This window comes from Pseudomonas entomophila (assembly GCF_029193575.1).
In the GTDB taxonomy this organism is placed as follows: domain Bacteria; phylum Pseudomonadota; class Gammaproteobacteria; order Pseudomonadales; family Pseudomonadaceae; genus Aquipseudomonas; species Aquipseudomonas entomophila_G.
Genome location: NZ_JARGCS010000037.1, coordinates 58,447 through 84,829, shown reverse-complemented (window position 1 = coordinate 84,829; position 26,383 = coordinate 58,447). Strand labels below are relative to the sequence as shown.

The following is a 26,383-nucleotide window of genomic DNA, read 5'->3' as shown; positions in this document are numbered from 1 at the left end:
TCACAACTTCGCCAGCAACGCCTGCAACTGGCGCTTGGCGGCCTCCCCCGAGAAGGCGCGCTTGAGCAGCCCCTGGGCCATGCCGCGATACATCTGCACCGCCTCGCTCGAAGAGGTAACGCTGGCGATACCGACATGCAGGTTGGGCAGCTCACCCAGTCGATAGGGGCTGACCGCCACATAGCTGCGCTGAGGCTGCTCGAACAGCTGGAAGGTCGAGCTGGGCAGGACGTCGTCGATCAGGTAGATGCTGGGCCGACTGTTGTCGGTGTCGATGATACGGATCAGGTTCTCGATCTCGCGCCGCGCCAGCAGCGCGCGCTCCATGCGCACGCTCGGGGGCAGGTCCAGGCGCCCGACCAAGCCAATGTGCAGGTAGCGCTCGATCTGCCGCAGGCTGACCAGCGACTGCACCTGGAACTTGTGGCGGAAGAACGTCGATTTACGCTCATCGAGGATCTCCAGGATCTGCGCCTCCATCGCCGCCTGGCGCTGGTCGAACTCCCCAGGCCGCGCTTCGTCGAGCATGGTCTTGAACAGCGCCGGGTATTCGGGCGTGGTCAGCAGGTACGAGAAGGGGTCGAAGTACGAGAGGATGCTGGTCGAACGCGCCTCCAACTGGCGCATGCGTTCGAAGTAACCCAGGGCATTGTCGAAGTATTCGGTGTCCGAGCCCAGCAGGCTCGACATCGACACCCGCAGCAGCTCGGCCAGGCGCTCCAGGGTCTCCAGCTTGACGATCTTGCCCAGTTCCAGGCGGTACACGGCGGCACGCGAAATGCCGAGCTGGTCGGCGACCTGGTCGGCGTTCATCTGTCGGCCGATACGAAAGGCCCGTAGGCGTTCGCCAATGGCTTCGTAGTCGATCTGGCTCAAGGGGACTCCTCCCTGTCAGGTATGGCTTGACGATCGGCATTGCCAGGCGTATCAATATTTAGACAGGCAAGGTTGATCGTCTAAAAAATACAAAAAAGGTGGGCTGCTGTCCATTCATGCCTTGCCCTGCCCTCCTTGGAGCCCAACGATGAACATAACAAGAACGTTGCCCACACTCGCGTGCATGCTCCCTTCGCTGGCGCTGGCGGCACCGCCGTCCTACAGCGATACCTTCGTCGGCTACCGCTATAGCAGCCATTTCTCCGACCCCGGCAAGCCCCAGGACATCGCCAAGCACATCGCCCAGTTCACCCACGTCAGCAGCTATGCCCTCGGCCAGCAGTTCATCAACCTCGACGTGTTCAAGTCCGACCGCAACGACCCGCGCAAGGACAGCGACAGCGGTGCCACGGAGGTCTACCTGACCTACCGCAACCAGCTGCAGCATGGACGCGTGTTCGACCAGCCACTGGCCTTCGGCCCGGTCAAGGACGTGGCCCTGACCCTGGGTTTCGACTGGAACACCAAGGACAACGCCTTCCAGTCGCGCAAGCGCATGCTGCTGCTCGGCCCCACGCTCAAGCTCGCCATGCCGGTCGGCTTCGTCGACGTGAGCCTGTTCTATACCCGGGAATGGAACCATTGCGGGCTGGACGCCTGTGACCTGCCGGGCAACCACTCGCGCCTGCTGTTCGACCCCTTCTACCAGCTCAACGTGACCTGGGGCATCCCCTTCGCCCTCGGCCCGCTGCCGCTGAAGTTCCAGGGTTTCTATAGCTACAACGGCGAGAAGGGCGACGACTATCGCAACAACCCCACCGCCGATGAGCAACTGATGCGTACCTCGCTGATGCTCGACCTGGGCCAGTTGGCCGGGCTGGGCAAGAATGTGCTGTGGGTCGGCCCCGGCTACGAGTACTGGCGCAACAAGTTCGGCAACCGCAGCGGTGACGGCACGAATGTGGACGCGGTGTCCTTCAACCTGGAGTGGCACCTGTGAGGCGCGTATTTTTTCGCGCCAGATGTCCAAATATTTAGACAAACCTGGCGACACCGCAGTACGCTAGCCACGTCTCAGGACGAGCCAGCGACAGAGGGATCGTGGTGTCGCGTCACCCAATAACGTCCAAGCATTTCAACAAGAACAAGAGGAACCCATGATGGCCACGTCCACCCCTCCCTCGGCCCCCATCCAAGACGCCTCGCCGCGCAAGGCCCTGATCGCCAGTGTCACCGGCTACGCCATGGACGGCTTCGACTTGCTGATCCTCGGCTTCATGCTCCCGGCGATCACCCTGGGCCTGGCCCTGACCACCTCCCAGGCCGGGTCGCTGGTGACCTGGACCCTGCTCGGCGCGGTGGCCGGCGGGCTGATCTTCGGCCAGCTCAGTGACCGCTACGGACGCGTGCGCATGCTCAGCGTGTGCATCCTCACCTTCTCGATCTTCACCGGCCTGTGCGCCCTGGCCCAGGGCTACTGGGACCTGCTGCTGTACCGCACGCTGGCCGGGTTCGGCCTGGGCGGCGAGTTCGGCATCGGCATGGCGCTGATCGCCGAAACCTGGCCCGCCAACCGGCGCAACCGGGCCTCGTCCTACGTCGGCATGGGCTGGCAAGCCGGCGTGCTCGCCGCTGCCTTGCTCACCCCCCTGCTGTTGCCGTACATCGGCTGGCGCGGGATGTTCCTGGTGGGCCTGGTACCGGCGCTGCTGTCGTTCGTCATCCGCCACACCATGGGCGAGCCGCAGGCGTTCGTGAAGGCCGCGGCCAACCCGGTGTCGTTCCGCCGACGCTTCACCGACCTGTTCAAGGACCACGCCACCTGCAAGGCGAGCCTGGGCGTGATGGTGCTGACCTCGGTGCAGAACTTCGGCTACTACGGCCTGATGATCTGGATGCCCAGCTACCTGTCGAGCAAGTTCGGCTTCTCGCTCACGGCCTCGGGCACCTGGACGGCGGTGACGGTACTGGGCATGGCCTTTGGCATCTGGCTGTTCGGCCAGCTCGCCGACCGCTACGGGCGCAAGCGCATGTTCCTGTTCTACCAGGCCGGCGCGGCCCTGATGGTGGTGACTTACGCCAACCTCAGCGACCCGACGGTGATGCTGTTCGCTGGCGCGCTGATGGGCGTGTTCGTCAACGGCATGATCGGTGGCTACGGCGCGCTGATCTCTGACCTGTACCCGACGCAGATCCGCGCCACGGCGCAGAACGTGTTGTTCAACATCGGCCGCGCAGTCGGTGGCTTCGGCCCGTTGGTGGTGGGTGCCATCGCCTACCGCTACTCGTTCTCGGCGGCGATCATGCTGCTGGCCTCGCTGTACGTGCTGGCCATGGCCGCCACGGTATGGCTGCTGCCGCGTTGCCAGGGGGCTGCGCGCGAGCAGGCCGAGGCCCTGGAAAGCTGAGCATGGCGGTTATTAGAACGACGCTCTTCATTCGTATCAAAAATTAGACAAAGCTGGAATTCCGCAGTAGATTCATCCTAGGACATACCTGAGAAAGCCCATAGCCTTTACCGCCCCTCGCCGGGGCGGTCTTTCATTTGACCATGCTGTATAAAAATTTAGACAAACGCGAGGCCATCCCCATGAATGCCCTTTCCGCCTGCTGCCAAGCCAACCCCGCCACCGCCCCGGACGACACCCTGGCCGTGGTGCTGTCCAACGAGTGGGTCAACGACGAATACAAGCGCCTGGTGCTGCAGGCCGACGGCGCCGCGTGCCACTCGCAGCCCGGCCAGTTCTTCAACCTGCTGTGCCCCAGCGAGGGCGAGCACAAGCCGTTCTTCCGCCGCCCCATGAGCACCTACAAGGCCGACCCGGCCAGCGGCCAGGTCGAGTTCCTCTACAAGGTCACCGGCAAAGGCACCTTTGGCCTGGAGACCCTGCGCGAGCGCCAGTACCTGGAGATCCTCGGGCCATTGGGCAAAGGTTTCGACCTCGATCCCGACTGGCGCCACTTGCTCATCGTCGCCCGTGGCGTGGGCCTGGCCACCCTGGCGCCGCTGGCCGAGGCGGCCCATGCCCAGGGCATCGCCCTCACCGCAGTGCTCAGCGCCCGCAGCGAGCAGAGCCTGCTGTCGCGCGAACGCTTCGCCTCGCTCGGTGCCCAGGTGCACGTGGTGCTCGATGAAGACGGCAGCAGCGCGCCTGACAACCTCGAGCGCCTGCTGCGCGAAATCGTCGCTCGCGAAGGCAGCAATGCGATGTTCACCTGCGGCTCGCGGCGCATCACCCGCCTGCTCAAGCGCCTGTGCGCCGAGCTTGGCCTGAACGGCCAGGTGGCGCTGGAGCAACAGATGGTCTGCGGCCTGGGCATGTGCCAGTGCTGCGTGGAGGTGTTCGAAGTGGGCGGCCTGAAGGTCGGCAAGCGGGTGTGCCTGGAAGGCCCGGTGTTCGACCTGGCGGAGGTGGTGGAATGATCGACCTGAGCGTGAACGTAGGCGGCCTGCGCCTGAAGAACCCGGTGATGCCAGCCTCCGGCACCTTCGCCGAAGAGCTGACCCACCTGCTGGATTTCAACCAGCTCGGCGCCCTGGTGACCAAGACCATCACCGCCGAGAAACGCACCGGCAACCCGCTGCCGCGGGTTTGCGAGCTGGCCGACGGCATGATGAACGCCATCGGTATTCCCAGCAAAGGCGCCGATGTCTTCATCGACCAGGTGGTGCCCTTCTATCGGCGCTTCGACGCGCCACTGATCGTCAGTGTCTCGGCGCCCACCGCCCAGGGCTTCGCCGAGCTCGCCGCGCGCTTGAGCGACGTGCCCGGGGTGGCTGGAATCGAGGCGAACATCTCGTGCCCTAACATCGAGGCCCACGGCCAGTCGTTCGGCATGCAGGCGGCCAGCACGCGCCAGGTGGTGGAGCGGATGCGCCAGGCCACGGCCCTGCCGTTGTGGGTCAAGCTCACGCCCAACAGCGGCGAGGTCGTCGACGTCGCCCTGGCCGCCCAGGACGCCGGTGCCGACGCGGTGGTGGTGGGCAATACCCTGCTGGGCCTGTCGATCGATATCGAGAAAGGCCGCGCCCGCCTGGGCAACTTCATGGGCGGCATTTCCGGGGCGACCATTCGCCCGCTGATGGTGCGCCTGACCTACCAGTGCGCCCAGGCGCTGGAAATCCCGGTGATCGGCTGCGGCGGCATCGCCACCGCCGACGATGCCCTGGAATTCATCTATGCCGGGGCCAGCGCCGTGCAGGTCGGCACCGCCACGTTCATTCACCCCAAGGCCATGAACACGATGGTCGACGAACTGCACGCCTACTGCCGGCGCAAAGGCGTCGATGCGCTGCGCACGCTCATCGGCAGCCTCGACGATTCACCGGCCACGCCCTTCGGAGCCTTGCCATGAACACCGCGGTGTGGCGCGAACAGGCCGACACGCTGTTCAACGACATCCGCGCGCTGTCGCGCGACCCGCACGAGGGCGTTACCCGCGAAAGCTATGGCCGGGGCGAAAGCGAGACGATCGCCTACCTCCGTGATTTCGCCCAGAGCAACGGCCTGCAGGTGCGCCAGGACGGCGCGGGCAACGTGATCTTCCAGCGCCACGACGACGACGGCCAGGCGGCGATCTGGGTCGGCTCGCACCTGGATTCAGTGCCCCAGGGCGGCAACTACGACGGCCTGGCCGGGGTGGTCGCCGGGCTACTGTGCCTGTTGCGCCTCGACCATGAAGGCGTGCACGGCGCCGCGCCGTTGCGCGTGCTCGGCCTGCGCGGCGAGGAAAGCGCCTGGTACGGCAAGTCCTATATTGGCTCGCGCGCCGTGATCGGCGGGCTGGCCACGCACGACCTGGGCCTGGCCAACCGCTTCAGCCAGCGCACCCTGGGCGAGGCGCTGCACGCCGTGGGCGCCGACCTCGAGGCCATCGGCCGCCAGCAATGGCTGATCGAGCGCGCGCAGTTCGCCGGCTACCTGGAGGTGCACATCGAGCAGGCCGAATCGCTGGAACGCATGGGCCAGGCCCTGGGCGTGGTGCCCGGCATCCGCGGCAACCTGCGGCACAACCAGGTGCGCTGCCTGGGCGAAGACGGCCACTCCGGCGCCGTCGCCCGCGAGGACCGGCACGACGCGGTGTTCGCCGTCAGCGAGCTGATCGCCCAGGTCGATGCGCTGTGGCGCGACTGGGTCGAGGCCGGCAAGGACCTGGTGGTGACGGTCGGCACCCTTGGCACCAATGCCGCCCACCACGCGGTGTCGCGCATTCCTGGCGAAGTCAGTTTCAGCCTGGAGATGCGCAGCCTGCACCAATCGACCCTGGAGGCGTTCCACGCCAAGGTGCTGGCGCTGGCCGTCCAAGTCGAGCAGACACGCCAGGTGCGCTTCGAGTTCGATACACGCATCGACACCCAACCCGCGGCGATGCATGCCCCCTGGGTCGACGCGCTGCAACGCCACACCCGCGCGCAAGGCTGGCAAGGCGTGCTGACCCCCAGCGGCGCCGGCCATGACGCGGCGGTGTTCGCCAACGCCGGCATCCCCAGCGCGATGCTGTTCATCCGCAACCAGCACGGCTCGCACAACCCGCACGAGGCGATGGCCCTGGACGACTTCCTGGCTGCCACCGAAGTGCTCTACCACACCACCCTGGAGCTGACCTCATGAGCCCACGCGACGACAACTGGCTGATCCGCAACGCGACCCTGGTCAACGAAGGCCGCCGCTGGGTCGCCGACCTGCGCGTGCGCGGCGGGCGCATCGAGCGTATCGACAGCGACCTCGCGCCCCGCGCCGACGAGCACTGCATCGACGCCAGCGGCCTGTGGCTGCTGCCCGGCATGATCGACGACCAGGTGCACTTCCGCGAACCGGGCCTGACCCACAAGGCCGATATCGCCAGCGAATCGCGCGCCTGCGCCGCCGGTGGCATCACCAGCTTCATGGAGATGCCCAATACGCGCCCGGCGGCGCTGGACCGCGAAACGCTGGAAGCCAAGTACGCCCTGGCGGCGCAGTCCAGCGTGGTCAACCATGCCTTCTACATGGGCGCCAGCAACGACAACCTGGAGGCGATCCGCGCCATCGACCCGCTGAGCACCCCGGGGTTGAAGGTGTTCATGGGCGCCTCCACCGGCAACATGCTGGTCGACGACCCCGTCGTGCTCGACGCCATCTTCCGCGACGCGCCGGTGCCGATCATCACCCACTGCGAAGACACGCCGATGATCGACGCCGAACTGGCCAGCGCCACGGCACGCTTCGGCGAGGCGATCCCGGCACGCGAGCACCCGCGCATCCGCTCGCGCGAGGCGTGTATCAAGTCGACCCGGCTGGCCATCGAACTGGCCCGCCGACATGGTTCGCGGCTGCACGTGCTGCACATCTCCACCGCCGAGGAGCTGGCGCTGTTCGAACCCGGGCCGCTGGAGGGCAAGCGCATCACCGCCGAAACCTGCGTGCACTTCTTGTATTTCAACGAGCACGACTACGACCGGCTGGGGATGCTGATCAAGTGCAACCCGGCGATCAAGGCCGAGCGCGACCGCCAGGCGATCGTCCAGGCGCTCGCCGAGGGCCGCCTGGACGTGCTGGCCACCGACCATGCCCCGCATCTGCTGGAGGAAAAGCGCAACCCCTACGCCAAGGCGCCTTCGGGCATTCCACTGGTGCAGTTCGCGCTGCAGGTGGCGCTGGAGCGGGTGTTCGCCGGGGAACTGGGGCTGGAGCGTTTGGTGCAGGTGGTCAGCCATGCGCCTGCACAGCTGTTCCAAGTACAGGGCCGTGGCTTCCTGCGCGAGGGCTTCGCGGCGGACCTGGTGCTGGTCGACCCGAACCGGCCGCAGCGGGTGAGCCACGACCAGGTGCTGTCCAAGTGCGGCTGGACGCCGTTCGACGGCACCACGTTCCAAGCCAGCATCGCCGCCACCTTCGTCAATGGCCAGCGCGTCTGGGATGGCACGCGGGTGAACCCCGACATACGTGGCGAACGGCTGCGCTTCGACCGATGAACACCGACCCACCCGCCCCCAGTACGAGGTACCCCATGAACTTTTCCCAGATGCTCGACCAGTTCGCCAATGCCCTGCCCGGCACCGAGTCGTTCAAGCAGGCCAAGGCCCATTGCGAGGCGATCATCCGCGACGAGCCGTTCCAGGCCTGCGCCGCCTTCCTGATCGCCGGTTTCTGCCGCAGCTACGTGCTGCTCTACGAAGACCAGGCGCTGGCACGCGACTTCGCCCAGCGCAACCAGGCGCAATTGCTCGACTACATGCGCCAGCTGGAGGGGGCACTGGCCACCCTTGACGCCGGCAGCGTGCATGCCGCGCTGAACGCGGTGGTGCGCCACTACGCGGCCAGCGAACGGATCTTCTAAGCCCCTGTTCGCCTGCCGAGGCCTGGGCACCACGCATGCCCGCGGGGGCCTTGGCAGGCGCGCATGCGTTCGGTGTGCAAGGCTGAATGGATGGCGTAAAGCCATCAGCCTAGGTATAAGGCATGCATCGCCCATGGCAGGACGACTCAGCCACACGCCTGGCTGACACTCCCGGAACGCAAGGTCATTCGAATGAGTAGATTCAACCCGCACTATCCAGACGCGGCTGATGTGTTCGCCATCGCGGAGCATTTCAAGCACCGCTGCCTGCTCGACCAGTACTCACTGTTCCTGGACGGCGAGCAGCTGTGGACACCGCAGCGCTTCAACGCCCTGGTCACCCACTACGTCAAGCAGCCCGACCTCGGCGCCGGCAAGTTCTACGACAAGCTGGCAGTGCAACTGGCAACCTGCGAAGCCAAGGACGTCGCCTTGATGGCCGAGGTGTTCTGGATCTTCCAGTTGCCGGCCGCCAACCTCACCCCACTGACCAAGCTCAGGTCGATCGAACGGATCTGGAACATCAAGCCAGCCGCCCCTTTTCCCAGGCATTCGCAGTTTCTCGCCCACGAGGTATTGGCAGGGCTCGGAAGTGCCGGCCCTGGCTACAACCAATACATGTGGGTGGAGATGGCCTTCGCCATCGAGGCGTTCGCCGAGCTGCTCGCCAAGCCTCGCGAAGAACGCCAAGGCCTGCTCGCCGATGGCCTCGCGTTCGCCGAGTGGTTGGACAGCATCCCCTCCGCCCGAGGCAGGCAGTTCTATCACACGCTGTGCCATGTGCTCTTTCCCGATCTGTTCGAGCGCATCTTCAGCCAGAACCACAAGTACAAGGCGGCTCGCGCGCACCATATCTGGCAGGCGGGCCTTGGCGATGACCGCCCGCGGCTGGACATGGCGCTGCTCGACCTGCGCAATCGCCTGGAGGCCCAACATGCTGGCGAGATCGACCACTACGAAGACCCGGTGGGCACGTTGATCAAGGAGGACACCGCAAAGCTCGGCGATCCCGTTTCACTCGAGCCCCTGCTCATGGCAGACGATGAGGACCCGCTCGAGCAAGCCCCGGCGACGCCCGTGCGGCGCGAGGCCGACAACCTCATCCTGTTCGGCCCGCCAGGCACCGGCAAGACCCACCAGATGCAAGCGCGGATGGAGCAGGCGTTCGCCCGGGGTGAAGTCTATGAGTTCGTGGCCTTCCACCCGAGCTACGCCTACGAGGATTTCGTCGGTGGCTTGCGCCCGGAAGCGGCGGAGGATGGCAACGGCGTGATCGTCCGCTACCACAAAGGGCCTTTGCTGACGCTGTGCGAAAAGGCCCACGCCAACCCCACCCAGCAATTCACCCTGTTCATCGATGAGATCAACCGGGCGAACGTCGCCAAGGTGTTCGGTGAGCTGATCACCCTGATCGAGCCGAGCAAGCGAGTGATCGCCGGCAGCAAGGACAACGAAGGCGACAACGGGCTCTGGGTACGCCTCCCCGGCCTGGCGGAGCGCTTTGCGGTGCCGGACAACCTGAACGTGGTCGCCACGATGAATACCGCCGACCGCTCCATCGCCATGATGGACATCGCCCTCAGGCGGCGTTTCCGCTTCCAGGAGTGTCCACCCGAGCCTGACCAGATAACCCCCGCGAGCGTGGGGTCGATCGAACTGCCGCGCCTTTTGCGCACGCTCAATGACCGCCTGGAGTATCTGCTGGACCGCGACCATACCCTGGGCCATGCCTTGTTCATGGGCATCGAGTCGCTCCAGCGCCTGCGCGAGGTGCTGGCGCAACAGGTGATTCCGCTGTTGCAGGAATACTTCTTCGATGATTTGCACAAAGTCCGCCTGGTCCTGACCGGCGGCGACCGCGACAGCGTGTTCTTCAGCGCAAGGCCACTGTCGGCCGAACGGCTGTTCCCAGGGGCAAGGCCGCTGATGGACACGGGCAAACGCCTGAGCTATTCGCTGGGAGACCCTTCGAACTGGAGCGAACCCGCCATCCGGGCACTCTACGACGGTTCGCGCGATGCTGCGCACGATGCGCATGAGCTGAGCTGAATCCATGGCCCTGCTGCGTACCCTCACGGTTCTCGAGCATGAGCTCATCCCTGTACGCGACCGGGCGCCAGCGCTCGGCTCGAACCTGTCGGCCGGCCTTGAACAGGCCTGCCTGTCCAGCGAAGAAGCCGATGAACTGCTGCGCATCAACGAGCGACGCAAAGGTTTTTGCAGTCGTGTACCGGCAGGTATCAAGCTTGCGCACTATTGCGGCATCGTGCGCCTGCGTGACTGCATAGTCGAAGTGCTGCCGAAAATCCGCCTGCACGAGCGCCGCGCGCCGGAAGAACTCCATCGCTCGCGCGGCACGCTGCTGCGCATGTTGCACGTTGCCGACCTGCGCGCGCTGACCACCCTGGACGCGGCCCCCCAGTCGACGGTGAAAAGCCCCCTGCTGGACGTGTTCATCGAAGCCTTCCTGAACTGTGCGCTGGATCAAGCCAGGCGCGGCCTGCTGTTCCGCTACGAGGCCGCCAGCGATGGCGTGCGCACCCTGAGAGGCCGCTTCAACAGCCACCGCCATGCCCGGCACAACCTCGCCAAGCCTCACCTGTTGCATTGCGACTTCGATGAATTCAGCCCGGACAACCCGTTCAATCAGGCCGTCACCGCGACCTTGCAAGCGTGTCGCTCATGGATCATCCAGCCGCGCACTCAACGGCTCTGGTTCGAGGCACAGGCGTGCTTTGCAGGCGTATCGGTGCGCCGCATGACGCACCGGGAGGTGGCGCAGCTTGCGCGTGATCGCACCAACCGGCACTACGATCCGCTGCTGCGCTGGTGCGAGTGGTTGCTGTCGATCAGCAGCCCGTCCATGGCCGCCGGCCTGCATGACGCCCCAGGCCTGCTGTTCGACATGAACCAATTGTTCGAGAACTTCGTCGGCGCCCAGGAGGCCGAGAACGCCGGCCATGAATTCATCGTCCAACGCCAACAACCCGCTCGCTACCTGGCCAGTACCGCCCCCCATGAACAGACCAACGCCTTCCTCATCGCGCCGGACATCACGATTGCCAAACGATCCACTTCAGGTCCGGAGCAGCGAATCGTGCGTATCGTCGATGCGAAATGGAAAAGGCTGAACCCCGCCTCGACCTCCTGGGGAGTGGAGGTGGCGGACGTCTATCAAATGCTCGCCTACGCGACGCGCTACCAGTGTCGCAGGGTCGAACTGGTGTACCCGATGTCGGCGCAACAGGCCGAGCAACCGGGCCAGCCTCCGGTATTCCACATCGACGTTGCGGGTACCGAAGGCATCGAGGTCGCGGTGCGCCAGCTCGCCTGTTGAGCGAAGCCGATCAGGCTGTCGGCACCGTCCCGCCATCGACCACGAACTGCGCCCCGGTGATCGCCCCCGCCGCTGGCGAGGCGAGGAAGGCGATCAGGTTCGCCACCTCCCGCGGCTGCGCCGGGCGCCCCAGCGGGATGCCGCCCAGCGCCTGCATGATGATGCGCTTGCCGCCTTCGTAGTCGGTGCCCGCACTCGCAGCCAGGCGCTCGGCCATGGCCACGGCGGCCTCGGTCTCGATCCAGCCGGGAGCCACACGCACCACCCGCACGCCCTTGGGCGAAACCTCCTTGGACAGGCTCTTGCTGTAGGTCGACAACGCCGCCTTGGCCGCGGCGTAGGCCGTGGTGGCCTCGGGCAGGGGCAGTTGGCCCTGGATCGAGGTGACGTGGATCACCACCCCGCTGCCGCGCGCCAACATGCCGGGCAAAAGCAGGCGGTCCAGGCGCACGGCGGGTAGCAGGTTGAGGTCGAGCTCCTGCTGCCAATACGCCTCGCTTAGCGCGGCGAAGCCACCGCCAGGGGCACTGGAGCCACCGAGCACATGGACGAGGATGTCGACGCCGCCTAGCTGGCGGTCGACTTCCCGGGCCAGGTGCTCGCAGCCTTCGAGGGTACTCAGGTCGGCTTCCACGAACAGACCGGGCAAGGGCTGGCCAGGGTGTTTTCGGGCGCAGCTGAGCACGCTCGCGCCGAGCTCGCCGAACAGCTCGACCGTGGCCTTGCCCAGGCCTTTGCTGCCGCCAGTGACAACGATGCGCTGGCCATTGAGTTGCAGGTTCATTTTGAAGATCTCCAGGGGGTTGAGAGCCTTATCGCGGGCTTGCCCCGCGATAAGGCCGAAACAGACACGACAACTGTCGCGTTACCGATACAATCCAGGCTTTTCCCGACCGAGCCGCGCCCATGCAACGCCTCAGCCTCAACGACCTCGACGCCGTCCTCGCCATTGCCCGGCGCGGCAGCTTTCGCGCGGCGGCCATCGACCTGGGCCTGTCCACCACGGCGCTGAGCAACGCCATCGGCAAGCTCGAAGCGAGCCTGGGCGTGCGCCTGTTCAACCGCACAACGCGCAGCGTGTCGCTGACCGATGCCGGGCGCCTGTTCGTCGAGCGAGTCGGGCCGGCGCTTGGGGAATTGCAAGGCGCGCTCGACGGCGTGCGCGACCGGCGCGAGCAACCCACCGGCACACTGCGCATCAACGCCGCGGCGTTCGCCGCACGGGAAATCATGGGGCCGCTGGTGCTGGAGTTCCTGCGCCGCTACCCCCAGATGAACATCGACCTGGTCACCGAGGGCCGCCTGGTGGACATCGTCGCCGACGGCTTCGACCTGGGCGTGCGCGTGGCCGACCTGGTGCCCAATGACATGATCAGCCTGTTCCTCGGCCAGCCGCAGCGCTATGCCGTGGTCGGCGCCGCCAGCTACCTCGACCGCCATGGCACACCGCGCGTGCCGGAAGACCTGGCGCAACACGCCTGCATCCGCGTGCGCCTGCCCGATGGCGCGCTGTACCGCTGGCGCTTCAGCCAGGGCGAGGTGGCGCGCCAGGTCGACGTGCAAGGCCCGATCACCCTCGACGAGGCGAGCCTGGCACGCGCGGCGGTGATGGCCGGCGTGGGCTTGGGCTATTTCATGGAACAGGACGTGCGCGACGACATCGAGGCCGGGCGCCTGGTACGCGTGCTCGACAACTGGACGCCCGCGCTGCCCGGCCTGTGCCTGTACTACCCTGGGCGACGTAACCCTTCGGCAGGCATGAAGGCTTTTCTCGAGCTCGCCCGCGAGGTGGCGGCGCGCGGTTGAGGGGTGCTGTGTGTGCATGGGCGGCGTTGCCTGTCGGACGGAGGCGTACAGGTTAAGCGGCGACAGACGCCCCGATAAGCAGGATAAACATTAATGAACCATCCCTTATAACGGGACAATCAAGGCCGTACCGAAACCTTTGCAATGCCTGGTTACAGCTGCCTCAACCCCCGGCCCGCCTGGGCGCTAGCGATTTTCATCGGTGAGGGCTCTACTGGCTGGCATGCCCTGGCCACACGCCAGGCCCCTGAACTTGCCGGAGCCCGCCATGCGCCAAGACCACCTCGACGGTCTCGTGACCTTTCTCGCCGTCGCCGAGGAGAAAGGCTTCTCCAACGCCGCCGTGCGCCTGGGCGTTTCGCCCTCCGCCGTGAGCCAGAGCATCCGCAGCCTGGAGCAGCGCCTGGGACTGGTGCTGTTCAACCGCACCACGCGCAGCGTGGCACTGACGGAAATCGGCGAGCGCTTCCTGGAGCGCGTGCAACCGGCCCTGACAGAGTTGACCAAGGCTTCGATGGAACTGGGCCGAGAAGCCGACCACCCCAGCGGGCTGCTGCGCCTGAACGTGCCGCGCGCGGCCTATTTGATCGTGCTGCAGCCTATCCTGCGGCGCTTCATGCAGGCATACCCGGAGATCAACCTGGAGTTGCGCATCGAGAACCAACTGGTGGACATCGTCGCCCAGGGCTGCGATGCCGGTATCCGCTTCGGCGCCCCGGTGGACAAGGACATGGTCGCCCTCACCGTCGGCCCGCCGCTGCAAGCCCAGGTGATCGCCTCCCCCGACTACCTGGCGCGCCACGGTCACCCACAGCACCCACGGGCCTTGCTGGAACACGACTGCATCGGCTTTCGCCACAGCAGCAGCGGGCAGATCGAGCGTTGGGCGTTTCGACGCGGGGAGGAGCAATACGAGTTGCAGGTGCACGGGCGTTTGGTGCTCAACGACTCTGAGATTCTGGTGCGCTCAGCCCTCGATGGCTTAGGGGTGGCCTACATGATCAACGGCTATATCGAGCCGTACCTTCGCCAGGGGCGGCTGGTGCGCCTGCTGGAAGACTGGAGCCCACGGTTCGCCGGGTTGCAGCTGTATTATCCGGACCGACGCCGGGTGCCGGCCAAACTACGGGTGCTGATCGACTTCCTGCGCAAGGAATGGGTACAAGAGGTGGTGCCCAAGGAAGCGCTGTTGCTCTAGAAAGCCATCGCGGACTTGCCCCGCGATGAGGCCGACGCGCTCCCTACGGCTGGCTGAGAATCCACTGGGTAATGGCCAGCAGGTCCGCATCGTTGGCCTGGGGCTGTGGCGGCATGGGCACCGGCCCCCACTGCCCGGTGCTGCCCTTCTTCACGCTCTGCACCAGTTGTTCGGCGGTCTTGCTGCCATCGCGATAGCGCGTGGCGATCTCCTGCCAGGATGGCCCGACGGTACGCGCCGCTGGCTGATGGCAGGCAGAGCAGGCATAGCGCTGCATGATCGACTGAACGTCCTCGGCCCAGGCCTGGGTGCTGCCAAACAGACCCAGTGCGGCGGCAATCACGGTGACTCTGACCATTGTCGTTTTCCTCGTAAGCGGTCGGCCGTGAGGGTACTCGTTGAACGGGCCAACGCACACCGCCCACCGGCTTACAGCGCCATGAAGGGCAACTTAACGGCCGTCTGCCTGCTATCCTCGGCGCTTCTTCAGCGTGAATGCCCCCACCATGACCGACGGCTCCACCGCCCTCCCGCCCCTCAACGGCCTGCGCGTGTTCGAGGTCGTCGCCCGGCACCTGAATTTCCGCCTGGCGGCCGACGAGCTGGGTGTCACACAGGCTGCGGTAGCCCAGCAGGTACGCGGCCTGGAGGCGAACCTCGGGGTCAAGCTGTTCGAGCGCCTGCCACGCGGCCTGCGCCTGACCGATGCCGGCCTGGGCTACAGCCGCAGCATCCGCGAAGCCTTTGCACTGATCACCGAAGCCACGGCCACCCTGCGCCCGGAGCAGCACCACCTGACGGTCAGCGTCACGCCGACCTTCGCCTCGAAATGGCTGATTCCAAGGCTGGCGTCCTTCACCGAAGCCCATGCCGAGATCGACCTGCGGGTGCTGGCCACCGACCGTCTTTCACGGTTCCACGGCGATGGCGTGGACCTGGCCGTGCGCTACGGCCACCCCCCCTTCGGGCCAGGGCTGAACACCGAGCTGCTGCTCGAACAGCGCGTGATCGCCGTGGCCAGCCCAACGCTCTTGGCGCAGCGCGCAGTGCCCGAAAACAGTGAGCAGTTGCAGGCCTTCCTACTGCTGCACGATGCGCACAATTTCTGGCCGGCGTTCATCGCCGGGCTGTTCGGCCAGCCAACCCAGGCGATGCCGAAGAACGTGCGCTTCAACCAGACCTCGCTGGCCATCGAAGCCGCCCTCGCCGGGCAGGGCCTGGCGCTGGCCAGCCATTTCTTCGTACAGGACGACCTGCGCGCCGGGCGCCTGGTGCGGGTGTTCGAGCATGAGTTGCAGCTGGACAAGCAGTTCTACCTGGTATGGCCGCGCAAGGGTGAGGAGCCTGCGGCGCTGGAGGTGGTGCGGCGCTGGCTGGTGCAGCAGGCAGCGGGTTGAGGGGCCTCAATCTACCCGATAGAAATTCTACTGCCATGACAAACGCCCACTGCCTCTCTACTCTGCAATGCCGGTGCTAGTCTGAACCCCCTCACACCCCAGCCCTCACCGGAGCCCCTCATGTCAGTAGAAAAAGTAGCCATCATCACCGCCGGCGGCAGCGGCATGGGGGCCGCCGCCGCCCGTCGCCTGGCCGCCGACGGCTTCAAGGTGGCGATCCTCTCCTCCTCGGGCAAGGGCGAGGCCCTGGCCCAGGAACTCGGTGGCATCGGCATCACCGGCAGCAACCAGTGCAACGACGACCTCAAGCGCCTGGTCGAGGCCACCGAGCGGCAATGGGGCCGGGTCGATGTGCTGGTCAACAGCGCCGGCCACGGCCCGCGCGCACCGATCCTGGAGATCAGCGACGAGGACTGGCACAAGGGCATGGACACCTACCTGCTCAACGTCATCCGCCCTGCCCGCCTGGTGACGCCGCTCATGCAGCGCCAGCAAGGCGGCGTGATCATCAACATCTCCACCGCTTGGGCGTTCGAGCCCAGCGAGATGTTCCCCACGTCGGCCGTGTTCCGCGCGGGTTTGGCGGCGTTCAGCAAGATCTTTGCCGACACCTATGCCAAGGACAACATCCGCCTGAACAACGTATTGCCCGGCTGGATCGACAGCCTGCCCGCCACCGAGCAGCGCCGCGACAGCGTGCCGCTCAAGCGTTATGGCAAAAGCGAAGAGATCGCCGCGACCATCGCCTTCCTGGCCAGTGAAGGGGCGGCGTACATCACCGGGCAGAATATCCGCGTCGATGGCGGGTTGACCCGCGGGGTATGAAGGGGCGCCGCGCAACAGGCTCAGGTCCCACGGAACAAAACAGGGATTTCGCCATCATAGCGATGTGCCATATCGGCACTGACAAGGAATGCCACACATGCGCGCCTCCCGTTCTCGTCGCTTTGCCTTTTCCCTGCTGACCGCAACCCTCGGCCTGGGCCTGTTGCAGGCCCCGCCCAGGCCTTGGAGTTCCGCGACAAGCAACCCGCCTACAACGCCACCCTGCTGCTGGTCGAGCCCCAGGCCGGTGGTGGCAACCTGATGACCGACAGCCGGATCAACCTCGACGAGCTGAAGAAGACCCTGCAACAACAAGCCGATGCCACCAGCCTGCTGGCCAAGCTCGCCCGCACCGTGGAGGAACAGGCCCGGCAGATCGACGAACTCAAGCGTAGCGGCGGGCAGGACAACGCCAGCCTGCAACGCCGGGTCGAGGAACAGGGCAAGCAACTCGAACTGCTCAAGCGCGGCGGCAACGACAGTTCCAAGGACACCGCCGGCTTGCAGCGCCAAGTCGAGGAGCAGAAGCGCGCGCTGGCGCAACTGCAACGCACCGTCGACGAGTTGTCGCGCAAGGCGGGCTCGTCGTCCAGCAGCAGCGAGCTCAACAGCCTGAGCCGGAGCGTTTCCGAGCAGGATCGCAAACTGGACAACCTGCGCCGCAGCGTCGAGGACCTCGGCCGACGTATCAAGTAGCCCCTGCCCTCGCGCCTTTCGGTATCCGGCAGGGTGATCGCTTGCTCACATCGACGTCTGACGCCAGGCGGCCGGCCCACTGTCGGGCCGGCCACTACCCGCCGTCACTTCTCTTCCAGCACCGCCCTGCCCTTCACCGCCCGTGGCCCGCGCCAGGCCCAGAACAGCAGCCCCGGGAACGGCGCATAGACCACGAAGACGATCCACAGCATCTTGCGTTCGGCGCGCCGGTCGCTGCCGATGATGTGCCAGATCGCCAGGACCTCCAGCAGGATGACCACGGCGGCGATGATGATCCACAGCGTTCCGAATTCCATGAGCTTCTCCCGTTGGCATGTACTGGGTTGGGTTGCCGCTCACCGCGAGGGTTCATTCGGATCTTGTCGCTGCCGGGCGCCACTGGCAGAGTGAGCCGGCCTCATGCCCCTGGAGAGACCATGACCTTCGACTCGCAACTGCTCGCCAACGCCCGCCATGTGGTGGTGTTCACCGGGGCCGGGGTCTCGGCCGAAAGCGGCATCGCTACCTTCCGTGATCGCCTGACCGGCCTGTGGGAGCACTTCGACCCGGCGCGACTGGCCAGTGCCGAAGGCTTCGCCGAGGACCCGGCGCTGGTCTGGGGCTGGTACGAAATGCGCCGCGCTGGCATCGCCCTGGCCCAACCCAACGCCGCGCACCGGGCGATCGCCGAGCTGGCCACGCGGGTGCCACGGCTGACCCTGGTGACGCAGAACGTCGACGACCTGCATGAACGCGCCGGCAGCCGCGAGGTGTTGCACCTGCATGGGCGGCTGGAGGCCGCGCGTTGTTTCGACTGTGCCCGCCCCGTCGCGGCCAGCCTGCCGTTGCCGGAAGGCGCGCTGGCGGGGCGGCGCATCACACCGCCACGCTGCACGCATTGCGCAGGTCCGTTGCGGCCAGGGGTGGTGTGGTTTGGCGAATACCTGCCTGAAGCGGTGCTGGAACAGGCATTCGCGGCAGCGTCGGCCTGTGACCTGTTGCTGTCGGTGGGCACCTCCGGGGTGGTGCAGCCGGCGGCGTCGATTCCGCGGCTGGCGCTGGACGCCGGGGCGCATGTGCTGCACATCAACCCGCAGGCGGTGGCTGGACGGCACCCACGGGAGATGGCGATTGCCGGGAAGGCGGGCGAGGTGTTGCCGGGGTTGCTGGGTGAAGTGTTTGGCTGAGCACTCAACCACCGCCGCCCGCCACCGCCCTTTCCCGCGTGCTCTGCAACATGTGCAAGGTGATCTTGTGCACCTGCGCCTTGCTCGCCTCGATGTGCGCGCGCAACTGCCGCTGGGCATCCTCGCAGCGCCGTTCGAGGATCGCGTCGAGGATGCTGCCATGCTCCTCGTAGGTCAGGCTCACCCGCGGCGCCTGGGTGAAGTCCAGCCGGCGGATGATGCGGATCTGCTCGCTGACCCGCGCATGCAAACGGGCCATCTCGGCGTTACCCGCCGCCTCCACCAACTGGCAGTGGAAGCGCTCGTCCAGGCGTGACACCTCGCGCCCATCCTCCAGCCGCGCCTCGGGCGCCACGTGCCAGATCTCGCGCAGCGCCTGCAACGGCGCCGGCAGCGGCCCTTCGGGCCGGGCGCAGAGGCGGCTCACGGCCTCCAGCTCGAAGACGATGCGCACATCGTAGAGTTCTTCGAAATGCTTGAAGTCGAACGGCCGCACCTGCCAGCCACTGCGAAACAGCACGTCCAGGTAGCCTTCACGCTCCAGCCGGTGCAAGGCCTGGCGCACCGGGGTGCGGCTGACCTGCATGCGCTCGGCCACCTCGCCCTCGCTGAAACGGTCGCCCGGGATCAGGCGGAACTCGAAGATGTCGTCCTTGAGCTGGGCATAGATCTGCTCCACCAGGTTCTCCGGGCGCGGCCTGGCGCCGCGCTTGGGGTCGATCAATTGCATTCAGGCCGCCTCCATCGGTGCCAACAGCAGCAGTGCGTCACCCGGCGTGACCGCTTTGCCGGGCGCACTGTACAGGGCCTTGACCCAACCGGATACCGGCGCGGTCACCGCCAGCTCCATCTTCATCGCCTCGACCACCAGCAGCGGCGTGCCGGCCTCGACCCACTGGCCATCCTCGACCAACACCTTCCACACGCTGCCGCTCATCTCGGCGCTGACCAGGTGCCCGTCGAGCCCCTCGCCCTGCGGCAGCACTGGCGCCTCGGCCACCTCCAGCGCCGCCTCGGCCTCCCGCCACAACGGCACCTCGGCGTCGAAGGCGGCGCGCTGGCGCTGCTGGAAGGCGGCAATGTCCTCGGCGTTGTCGGCCAGGAAGCGCTGGTACTGGCCGAAGTCGAATTCGCCGTGCTCGATGCGCACCTGCGCCCGGCCCTCGCGGAACGCCTCGCGGAAGGCGTCGAGCTCGGCCTCGCTGACCGGGTAGAAGCGCACTTGGTCGAAGCAGTGCAGCAGCCACGGCTGGTTGCCGGCGAATTGGGCATTCTTGCGCCAGGTGTTCCAGATCGGCAAGGTGCGCCCGACCAGTTGGTAGCCGCCGGGCGAGTCCATGCCGTAGATGCACAGGTACATGCCGCCGATGCCCACCGTGCCCTCGGCGGTGAAGGTGCGCGCCGGGTTGTACTTGGAGCTGAGCAGGCGGTGGCGCGGGTCCAGCGGCACCGCGCACGGGGCATCGAGGTAGACGTCACCCAGGCCCAGGATCAGGTAGCTGGCGTCGTACAGGATGTCGCGCACCTGCTCGCGGCCGGCCAGGCCGTTGATGCGTTGCAGGAAGTCGACGTTGTTCGGCAGCCACGGCGCCTCGGCGCACACGGTCTCGCGGTAGCGGGTCACCGCGTCGAGCGTGGCGCTGTCTTCGAAGGCCATCGGCAGGTGCACGATGCGGCTGGGCACCTTGACCTGCGCCACGTCGCCCAGGCCCTGTTCGAGCTGCAACAGGGCCTGCACCAAGGCGTGCTGGTCGAGCACCCGGCTGTCGTAGCGCAGTTGCAGCGAACGCACGCCCGGCGCCAGCTCCTCCAGGCCGGGAATGGCCGCGGCCTTGAGCGCTTCGCTGAGCAGGTGCACGCGCAGGCGCAGGGCCAGGTCCATGACGTTGTCGCCGTACTCGATCAGCACATAGGCGTCGCCCGCCTGACGGTACACCACCCGAGGCCGCGCGGCGCTGGCCGGCAGTTCGGCGAGGATCGTCGCCGAGCTGGCGGTGCCTGGGGCCAGCGTTGGGGCCGGCAAACTCACCGCACTGATCGCCGCCAGCGCCTGCACGCTGCCCAACTGTGCCTGCTCCAGGCTGCGCGCCTGGCGGAAGCTGATCGGGTGGAAGCGCACGCGGTCGCCCGGCTTGAGCTGGCCGACCTTCCACAACTCGGCCTTGGCGATGGTCACCGGGCAGACGAAACCACCCAGGCTCGGGCCGTCCTTGGCCAGGATCACCGGGAAGTCGCCGGTGAAGTTGATCGCGCCGATGGCGTACTCGCAATCGTGCACGTTGGACGGGTGCAGGCCGGCCTCGCCACCGTCGGCGCGGGCCCATTCAGGCTTGGGCCCGGACAGCCGCACACCAAGGCGGTTGGAGTTGTAGTGCACCTGCCATTCGCTGGCGAAGAAGGTCTCGATGGAAGCCTCGTTGAAGAAGTCCGGTGCGCCATGAGGACCGTAGAGCACGCCGATGCTCCAGGTGTCGCCATAGGCCGGCACCAGGCTTGGGTCCAGGGCCTGGGGCGCGCTGATCGGTGCTGGGGTGGTGCAGGCGGCCAGCGCCGGTTGCGAGATCGCCAGCACGTCGCTGGGGCGCAGGGTGCGCCCGGCGTGGCCGCCGAACTGGCCGAGGGCGAAGGTCGAGCGGCTGCCCAGGTACAGCGGCACGTCCAGGCCGTTGCGCACCGCCAGGTAGGTGCGGCAGCCACTGCGTGCGCGGCCCAGGGTCAGCACCTGGCCGGCCTTGACCGGGCACGGCTGCCAGTAGGCCACGGGCTGGCCGTCGAGGTCGGCCGGGCAGTCGGCGCCGGTCAGGGCGATCACCGCGTCGCAGTGGAAGCGCAGGGTCGGCCCTTGCAGGGTGAACTCCAGCCCCGCCGCGCTTTCATGGTTGCCGACGATGCGGTTGGCCAGGCGGAAGGCGAAGTCGTCCATCGGCCCCGACGGTGGCACGCCGACGTCCCAGTAGCCCAGGCGGCCGGGGAAGTCCTGCACACTGGAATAGGTGCCAGGCTCCAGCACTTCGATGGCGCTGGGGTAATAGGTAAAATCGTCGAGCAGGCGGGTCCAGGCCTTGCCGGCGACGAAGCGCGGCTCGGCCACCACCTGGCGCAGGTAGTCGAGGTTGCTGGCGATCCCGTGCAGGCGCGTGGCGGCGAGCGCCGCGCCCAGCTTGCCCAGGGCGTCGTCGCGGTCGGCGCCGTGGACGATCAGCTTGGCCATCATCGGGTCGTAATGGGCGGTGACCTGGGTGCCGGTGGCGATCCAGCCGTCCACCCGCACGCCTTCGGGGAAGTACACCTCGGTGAGGGTGCCAGGGCTGGGCAGGAAGTTTTTCAGCGGGTCTTCGGCATACAGCCGCACCTCGAAGGCATGCCCCTGGGGTGGCCGTTGCAGGCGCGCCCAATCCGGGCTGTCGCCCGCGGCGACCTGCAGCATGCACTCGATCAGGTCGACACCGGTGACCATCTCGGTGACCGGGTGCTCGACCTGCAAGCGGGTGTTGACCTCCAGGAAATAGAACGCATCGCGCGCGGCGTCGTAGATGAACTCGACCGTGCCGGCGCTGCGGTAGGCGACGCTCTCGCCCAACTGCACCGCGGCCTTGTGCAACGCCTCGCGGGTGACCTGGGGCAGGCACGGCGCCGGGGTTTCCTCGACCACCTTCTGGTTGCGCCGTTGCAATGAGCAGTCGCGCTCGCCCAGGGCCTGCACCCGGCCCTGGCCGTCACCGAAGATCTGCACCTCGATGTGCCGGGCGCGGTCGACGAAACGCTCGAGGAACGCCCCGGCATCGCGGAAGAACTGCTCGCCCAGACGCTTGACGCTGTCGTAGGCCGCGCGCAGCGCGTCGGCGTCGTCGCAGCGGGTCAGGCCAATGCCGCCACCGCCCGCGGTGCTCTTGAGCATCACCGGGTAGCCGATGCGCTCGGCTTCGACCAGCGCCTGGTCGAGGCTGTCGAGCAGGCCGGTGCCCGGGGTCATCGGCACGCCAGCGGCGCTGGCCAGTTCGCGGGCACGGTGCTTGAGGCCGAACTCGCGAATCTGCCCGGCGGTGGGCCCGACGAAGGCGATACCCGCGGCTTCGCAGGCCTCGGCGAACTCGGCGCTTTCGGAGAGAAAACCGTAGCCGGGGTAGATCGCCTGGGCACCGCTTTCACGGGCGATGGCCAGGAGTTTGTCGATGCGCAGGTAGCTGTCGGCCGGCTTGTCGCCGCCCAGGGCGTAGGCCTGGTCGGCCAGGGCCACGTGCGGCGCATTGCGGTCGGCATCGGAGTAGACCGCGATGGCGCGCACCCCCAGGCGCTTGAGGGTGCGGATGGCACGGACGGCGATTTCGCCGCGGTTGGCGATCAGTACGGTGCTGAACATGGCGATTCCTCAGGCGTGGGAAGGACGGGTCGCTTGTGCGGCGATGAATGCGCGCCAGCCACCGAAGCTGGTGATGTCACGGGCATTGCCCAAGGCCAGCGGCTCGCAGATGAAGCCCTTGACCCAGCGGCCGTCGGCCAGTTGCAGGTTGCCGATGCCCAGCGGCGGCGGGATCTCGGCGACGAACTCGCCGAAGCGCGCCAGGGGGATGTCCCACAGCTCGACGATGATCGCGCTGCCATCACTGCTGCGGGCCAGGCCCGGCTTAGGCGGCACGGTGCCTTCGAGGGCGTAGAGGCGGTAGTCGAAGCTGGTCAGGGTCTGCTCCACCAGCACCGCGTCGCGGGTCGTGAGCTGGTGGTTCAGCGGCATGCCGGTCAGGTGCGCGCCGACCACGGCCACACGCACGCAATCGTTCGACTGGGGCGCCGGGGACTGCACGGGCGCCTGGCGGTCGGTGGCGCCCAGGGGCAACGCCAATGCGGCCTGCCAACGCCGGCCGAGGTCCGCCAGGGCGCGGTCGTGCCAGGCCGGGGCGATCAGGGTGATGCCGCTGGGCAGGCCGTCGTCGCGCAGCCCGGCGGGCAGCGCCAGGGCGCTGAGATCGGCGAGGTTGGTGAAGTTGGTGTAGGTGCCGAACTGGCTGTTGAACAACACCGGCTGCTCGGCCATTTCGGCCAGGGTGCGGTGGGTGGGCGAGGTCGGCACCACCAGGGCGTCGAAGCCCGCCAGCGCCGCTTCGATGCGGCGTGACAAGGCCGCGCGGCGGTACTCGGCCTTGAAGGTGTCGCAGGCGCTGTACTGGTGGCCGTTGGCGACGATGCCCCGCACCACCGGGTCCATGTCCTCGGGCGCCACGCCTGCGGTGGCGACGGTGCGTTCGGCGACCCAGGGGCCGTAGTAAAGCTCTTCGGCCAGTTCGCGGAACGGGCTGAAGTCGATCGGGGTGAGGCTCGCGCCCTGTTCGCGCAGCGCCGCCAGCGCCTGCTCGAACACGGCCTGGTTCTGCGCGTCGCCGAAGAACTCCAGCGTGTCCGGCACCGCCAGCTTCGGCGCCTTGCCGATGGCCACCGGAGCGCGTTGCGGGTTGCGCCGCGAGTACGGGTCGGCGGCGTCGAAGCCCCCGGCCACCTGGGCCACCGCATCGGCGTCGGCCACGGTCAAAGCGAAGATCGAAATGCAGTCCAGGGTCTGGCAGGCCGGCAACAGGCCGGTGTTGGGCAGCCAGCCCTTGGTCGGCTTGAGCCCGACAATGTTGTTGAAGCCGGCCGGCACGCGCCCGGAGCCGGCCGTGTCGGTGCCCAGCGAAAACGCCACCAGGCCACGGGCGACCACGCTGGCCGAGCCGGAACTGGAGCCGCCGCTGACGTAGGCCGGGTCGAAGCTGTTGGGTACCGCGCCGTAGGGCGAGCGGGTGCCGACCAGGCCAGTGGCGAACTGGTCGAGGTTGGTCTTGCCGATCAGCACCGCGCCGGCGGCGCACAGGCGCGCGACCACGGTGGCGTCGCTGCGGGCGATGTGGCTGAACGCCGGGCAGGCGGCGGTGGTGGGCCAACCGGCGGCGTCGATGTTGTCCTTGATGGCGAACGGCACGCCGTACAGCGGCAGTGCCTTGCGGTTGCCGCCGTGCTCGGCCAGCAGTTGGGCCAGGCGCTGCAACTGGGCCTGGAGTTGCGCTGGAGTGGCGCGGGTGATCCAGGCGGTGTCGTCGGCGTCAAGGCTGGCCAGCAGGTTGCCGAGCAAGGCTTCGGGGGTGTCGCCGTTTTGGTAAGCGTCGAGCCAGCCGGTAAGGGTCAGGGGGAAGTGGTGCATGTTTGTGTTCCATCTTGTATCCAAGTTGATGGAGCACGTAACAAGGAGTGTGCCAATGTCTTATTTGGCTTTTAAATCATATGGTTATTGAGTTTTAGGGGTTCTTTTGAGGTGGTTCAGAGGGGCGATTGCGCCCTCTTTTCGAGCTAGTGGCTTCGCTTTGGTGCGTGGGCGCAAAGCGTACGCTTGATCTTGAGAGCGCTAAAAAACTAACGACATACCCTCGGCAACCACCCCGCAATCACGCCGCTACCCACGCCCCAACTCGCCAATCTTCTCCAACCGCGCCCGCACGATGTTGCGGCTGATGTTCAACAACCGCCCCGTCTGCAACTGGTTGCCATGGCAATAGCGATACGCCTCGCGGAACACCGTCTCTTCGATGTGCTCGTACAGGTTCGGCACGTTCTGCTCGAACAACGCCAACAGCGCACTCTCCAAGCTCGCCGGCGCCGAGCCCGACGCTGGCAGCCCGGCGACGGCCCCCTCCCCCGGCAACACCGCCTGCGGGCGCATGTCCACCAGGTGCAAATCAGCCGGCGCCACCTGCTGGTGGCGGCACACCAGCAATGCATGGTGAATCGCATTCTCCAGCTCACGGATGTTGCCCGGCCAACTGTGCGCCAGCAGCTTGCGCTCGGCCTCGACGCTCAACGAAGCACGCTCGTAGCCCAGGCGCCGGCAGTGCTCCTCGATGAAGAACTCGGCCAACGGCAGGATGTCGCCCGGGCGCTCGCGCAGTGGCGGCAGGCGGATGGTCGCCACGTGCAAACGGTAGAACAGATCTTCGCGAAAATGCCCGGCCACCACCGCGTCGGCGAGGTTGACGTTGGTGGCGGCGACCAGGCGCACGTTGATCGGGATCGGCGTGCGCGAGCCCAGGCGCACAACCTCGCGCTCCTGCAACACACGCAGAAGCTTCACCTGCATGTTCAGCGGCAGGTCGCCGATCTCGTCGAGGAACAGCGTGCCGCCATTGGCAGCCTCGAACCAGCCGACCTTGTTCGAGGTGGCCCCGGTGAAGGCGCCCTTCTCATGGCCGAACAGTTCGCTCTCCACCAGGGTTTCGGCGAAAGCGCCGCAGTTGACCGCCACGAATGGCTCACGCCCCCGGCGGCTGAGGTGGTGGATATGGCGGGCGACCAGCTCCTTGCCGGTACCGGTCTCGCCGATGATCAGGGTGTTGGCCTCACTCGGGGCCAAGCGCTCGATGCGGCTGAGCAACTCCTGCGAGCGCGGGTCCTTGAACACGAGCACGGTGGCGCGTACCGACTTGGTCAACTCGCGGGCATTGGGGTGGGTGATCAGCGACATGGTGCATTCCTGGCAGTTGAAGCGCGCCCTCATAGTGCACCAATAAATTTAGACCCAAAAATTATTAATAAATATTTATATATTCGAAATTTGCATATTCGAAAAATCAACACCTCGGCTGCTGCTGGAGCAGCAACCGGGCAGCAGTGGCCTGCGTGGGGATCAGCAGTCGAGGGCTGGGGCGACAGCCGAGGCGCAAGCTAAAGGCCTTGTGCCGCGTGGCCTGCAGGGTGTTTTGTGAAACGCTGGCATGCA

23 protein-coding genes are annotated in these 26,383 nt (G+C 66.6%); 15 read left to right on the top strand and 8 right to left on the bottom strand.

Annotation, left to right across the window (positions count from 1 at the left end):
• Entirely contained in the window at positions 1-876 is an 876-nt protein-coding gene (locus P0Y43_RS18795; RefSeq protein WP_275638758.1) for a helix-turn-helix domain-containing protein, read from the bottom strand.
• 148 nt (positions 877-1,024) lie between these two features.
• On the opposite strand from P0Y43_RS18795, the gene P0Y43_RS18790 reads away from it, so the two are divergent.
• The 9 genes from P0Y43_RS18790 to P0Y43_RS18750 all read left to right on the top strand — a co-directional run bounded on the left by P0Y43_RS18790 (position 1,025) and on the right by P0Y43_RS18750 (position 11,533).
• Complete coding sequence (locus tag P0Y43_RS18790; RefSeq protein WP_275638757.1) at positions 1,025-1,876, top strand: hypothetical protein; 852 nt, start codon at positions 1,025-1,027, stop codon at positions 1,874-1,876.
• Positions 1,877-2,033: 157 nt separating this feature from the next.
• The gene (locus P0Y43_RS18785; RefSeq protein ID WP_275638756.1) at positions 2,034-3,284 is read left to right on the top strand and encodes an MFS transporter; all 1,251 of its coding nucleotides are present in this window, start codon (positions 2,034-2,036) and stop codon (positions 3,282-3,284) included.
• A gap of 182 nt (positions 3,285-3,466) precedes the next feature.
• Positions 3,467-4,300, top strand: coding sequence for a dihydroorotate dehydrogenase electron transfer subunit (locus P0Y43_RS18780; RefSeq protein WP_275638755.1), 834 nt, complete (start codon positions 3,467-3,469; stop codon positions 4,298-4,300).
• Positions 4,297-5,232, top strand: a complete 936-nt coding sequence (locus P0Y43_RS18775) for a dihydroorotate dehydrogenase (RefSeq protein WP_275638754.1) — start codon at positions 4,297-4,299, stop codon at positions 5,230-5,232. Before P0Y43_RS18780 ends, P0Y43_RS18775 begins: the two co-directional genes overlap by 4 nt.
• Positions 5,229-6,488 carry a Zn-dependent hydrolase gene (locus P0Y43_RS18770; protein WP_275638753.1) on the top strand — a complete coding sequence of 420 codons (1,260 nt, stop codon included), beginning with the start codon at positions 5,229-5,231 and terminating at the stop codon, positions 6,486-6,488. The genes P0Y43_RS18775 and P0Y43_RS18770 overlap by 4 nt, the downstream gene beginning before the upstream one ends.
• Positions 6,485-7,831, top strand: a complete 1,347-nt coding sequence (locus tag P0Y43_RS18765; RefSeq protein ID WP_275638752.1) for a dihydroorotase — start codon at positions 6,485-6,487, stop codon at positions 7,829-7,831. Before P0Y43_RS18770 ends, P0Y43_RS18765 begins: the two co-directional genes overlap by 4 nt.
• Positions 7,832-7,866: 35 nt before the next feature.
• Positions 7,867-8,196 carry a hypothetical protein gene (locus P0Y43_RS18760; RefSeq protein WP_275638751.1) on the top strand — a complete coding sequence of 110 codons (330 nt, stop codon included), beginning with the start codon at positions 7,867-7,869 and terminating at the stop codon, positions 8,194-8,196.
• A gap of 192 nt (positions 8,197-8,388) precedes the next feature.
• The gene (locus tag P0Y43_RS18755) at positions 8,389-10,245 is read left to right on the top strand and encodes an McrB family protein (RefSeq protein WP_275638750.1); all 1,857 of its coding nucleotides are present in this window, start codon (positions 8,389-8,391) and stop codon (positions 10,243-10,245) included.
• 4 nt (positions 10,246-10,249) lie between these two features.
• The gene (locus P0Y43_RS18750; RefSeq protein ID WP_275638749.1) at positions 10,250-11,533 is read left to right on the top strand and encodes an McrC family protein; all 1,284 of its coding nucleotides are present in this window, start codon (positions 10,250-10,252) and stop codon (positions 11,531-11,533) included.
• A 10-nt stretch (positions 11,534-11,543) separates the two neighbouring features.
• Here P0Y43_RS18750 and P0Y43_RS18745 read toward each other — a convergent pair whose 3' ends face one another.
• On the bottom strand, positions 11,544-12,317 hold the full coding sequence (locus P0Y43_RS18745) for an SDR family oxidoreductase (protein ID WP_275638748.1): 774 nt from the start codon (positions 12,315-12,317) through the stop codon (positions 11,544-11,546).
• A gap of 122 nt (positions 12,318-12,439) precedes the next feature.
• Between P0Y43_RS18745 and P0Y43_RS18740 the strand changes: the two genes are divergently transcribed.
• Entirely contained in the window at positions 12,440-13,339 is a 900-nt protein-coding gene (locus tag P0Y43_RS18740; RefSeq protein WP_275638747.1) for a LysR family transcriptional regulator, read from the top strand.
• 268 nt (positions 13,340-13,607) lie between these two features.
• Positions 13,608-14,537 carry a LysR family transcriptional regulator gene (locus tag P0Y43_RS18735; RefSeq protein ID WP_275638746.1) on the top strand — a complete coding sequence of 310 codons (930 nt, stop codon included), beginning with the start codon at positions 13,608-13,610 and terminating at the stop codon, positions 14,535-14,537.
• Between the two features lie 43 nt (positions 14,538-14,580).
• On the opposite strand, the gene P0Y43_RS18730 is transcribed toward P0Y43_RS18735, so the two are convergent.
• Complete coding sequence (locus P0Y43_RS18730) at positions 14,581-14,895, bottom strand: c-type cytochrome (protein WP_275638745.1); 315 nt, start codon at positions 14,893-14,895, stop codon at positions 14,581-14,583.
• Positions 14,896-15,043: 148 nt separating this feature from the next.
• Here P0Y43_RS18730 and P0Y43_RS18725 point away from each other — a divergent pair, with 148 nt between their 5' ends.
• The 3 genes from P0Y43_RS18725 (at position 15,044) to P0Y43_RS18715 (ending at position 17,455) form a co-directional block, all read left to right on the top strand.
• Positions 15,044-15,934: a LysR substrate-binding domain-containing protein gene (locus P0Y43_RS18725; RefSeq protein WP_275638778.1), complete on the top strand. Its 891-nt coding sequence runs from the start codon at positions 15,044-15,046 to the stop codon at positions 15,932-15,934.
• A gap of 120 nt (positions 15,935-16,054) precedes the next feature.
• Positions 16,055-16,759 (top strand): SDR family oxidoreductase, encoded by a 705-nt coding sequence (locus tag P0Y43_RS18720; protein WP_275638744.1) that lies wholly within the window; start codon positions 16,055-16,057, stop codon positions 16,757-16,759.
• Positions 16,760-16,942: 183 nt separating this feature from the next.
• Positions 16,943-17,455 (top strand): hypothetical protein, encoded by a 513-nt coding sequence (locus P0Y43_RS18715; protein ID WP_275638743.1) that lies wholly within the window; start codon positions 16,943-16,945, stop codon positions 17,453-17,455.
• Between the two features lie 104 nt (positions 17,456-17,559).
• On the opposite strand, the gene P0Y43_RS18710 is transcribed toward P0Y43_RS18715, so the two are convergent.
• Positions 17,560-17,772 (bottom strand): PLDc N-terminal domain-containing protein, encoded by a 213-nt coding sequence (locus P0Y43_RS18710; RefSeq protein WP_275638742.1) that lies wholly within the window; start codon positions 17,770-17,772, stop codon positions 17,560-17,562.
• 120 nt (positions 17,773-17,892) lie between these two features.
• On the opposite strand from P0Y43_RS18710, the gene P0Y43_RS18705 reads away from it, so the two are divergent.
• The gene (locus P0Y43_RS18705; RefSeq protein WP_275638741.1) at positions 17,893-18,642 is read left to right on the top strand and encodes an SIR2 family NAD-dependent protein deacylase; all 750 of its coding nucleotides are present in this window, start codon (positions 17,893-17,895) and stop codon (positions 18,640-18,642) included.
• Between the two features lie 4 nt (positions 18,643-18,646).
• On the opposite strand, the gene P0Y43_RS18700 is transcribed toward P0Y43_RS18705, so the two are convergent.
• The 4 genes from P0Y43_RS18700 to P0Y43_RS18685 all read right to left on the bottom strand — a co-directional run bounded on the left by P0Y43_RS18700 (position 18,647) and on the right by P0Y43_RS18685 (position 26,128).
• Positions 18,647-19,372 (bottom strand): GntR family transcriptional regulator, encoded by a 726-nt coding sequence (locus tag P0Y43_RS18700; RefSeq protein ID WP_275638740.1) that lies wholly within the window; start codon positions 19,370-19,372, stop codon positions 18,647-18,649.
• Positions 19,373-23,002 (bottom strand): urea carboxylase, encoded by a 3,630-nt coding sequence (gene uca, locus P0Y43_RS18695; RefSeq protein ID WP_275638739.1) that lies wholly within the window; start codon positions 23,000-23,002, stop codon positions 19,373-19,375.
• A 9-nt stretch (positions 23,003-23,011) separates the two neighbouring features.
• Positions 23,012-24,814: an allophanate hydrolase gene (gene atzF, locus P0Y43_RS18690; RefSeq protein ID WP_275638738.1), complete on the bottom strand. Its 1,803-nt coding sequence runs from the start codon at positions 24,812-24,814 to the stop codon at positions 23,012-23,014.
• Between the two features lie 249 nt (positions 24,815-25,063).
• Positions 25,064-26,128: a sigma-54 interaction domain-containing protein gene (locus P0Y43_RS18685; RefSeq protein WP_275638737.1), complete on the bottom strand. Its 1,065-nt coding sequence runs from the start codon at positions 26,126-26,128 to the stop codon at positions 25,064-25,066.
• Positions 26,129-26,383 lie beyond the last annotated feature (255 nt).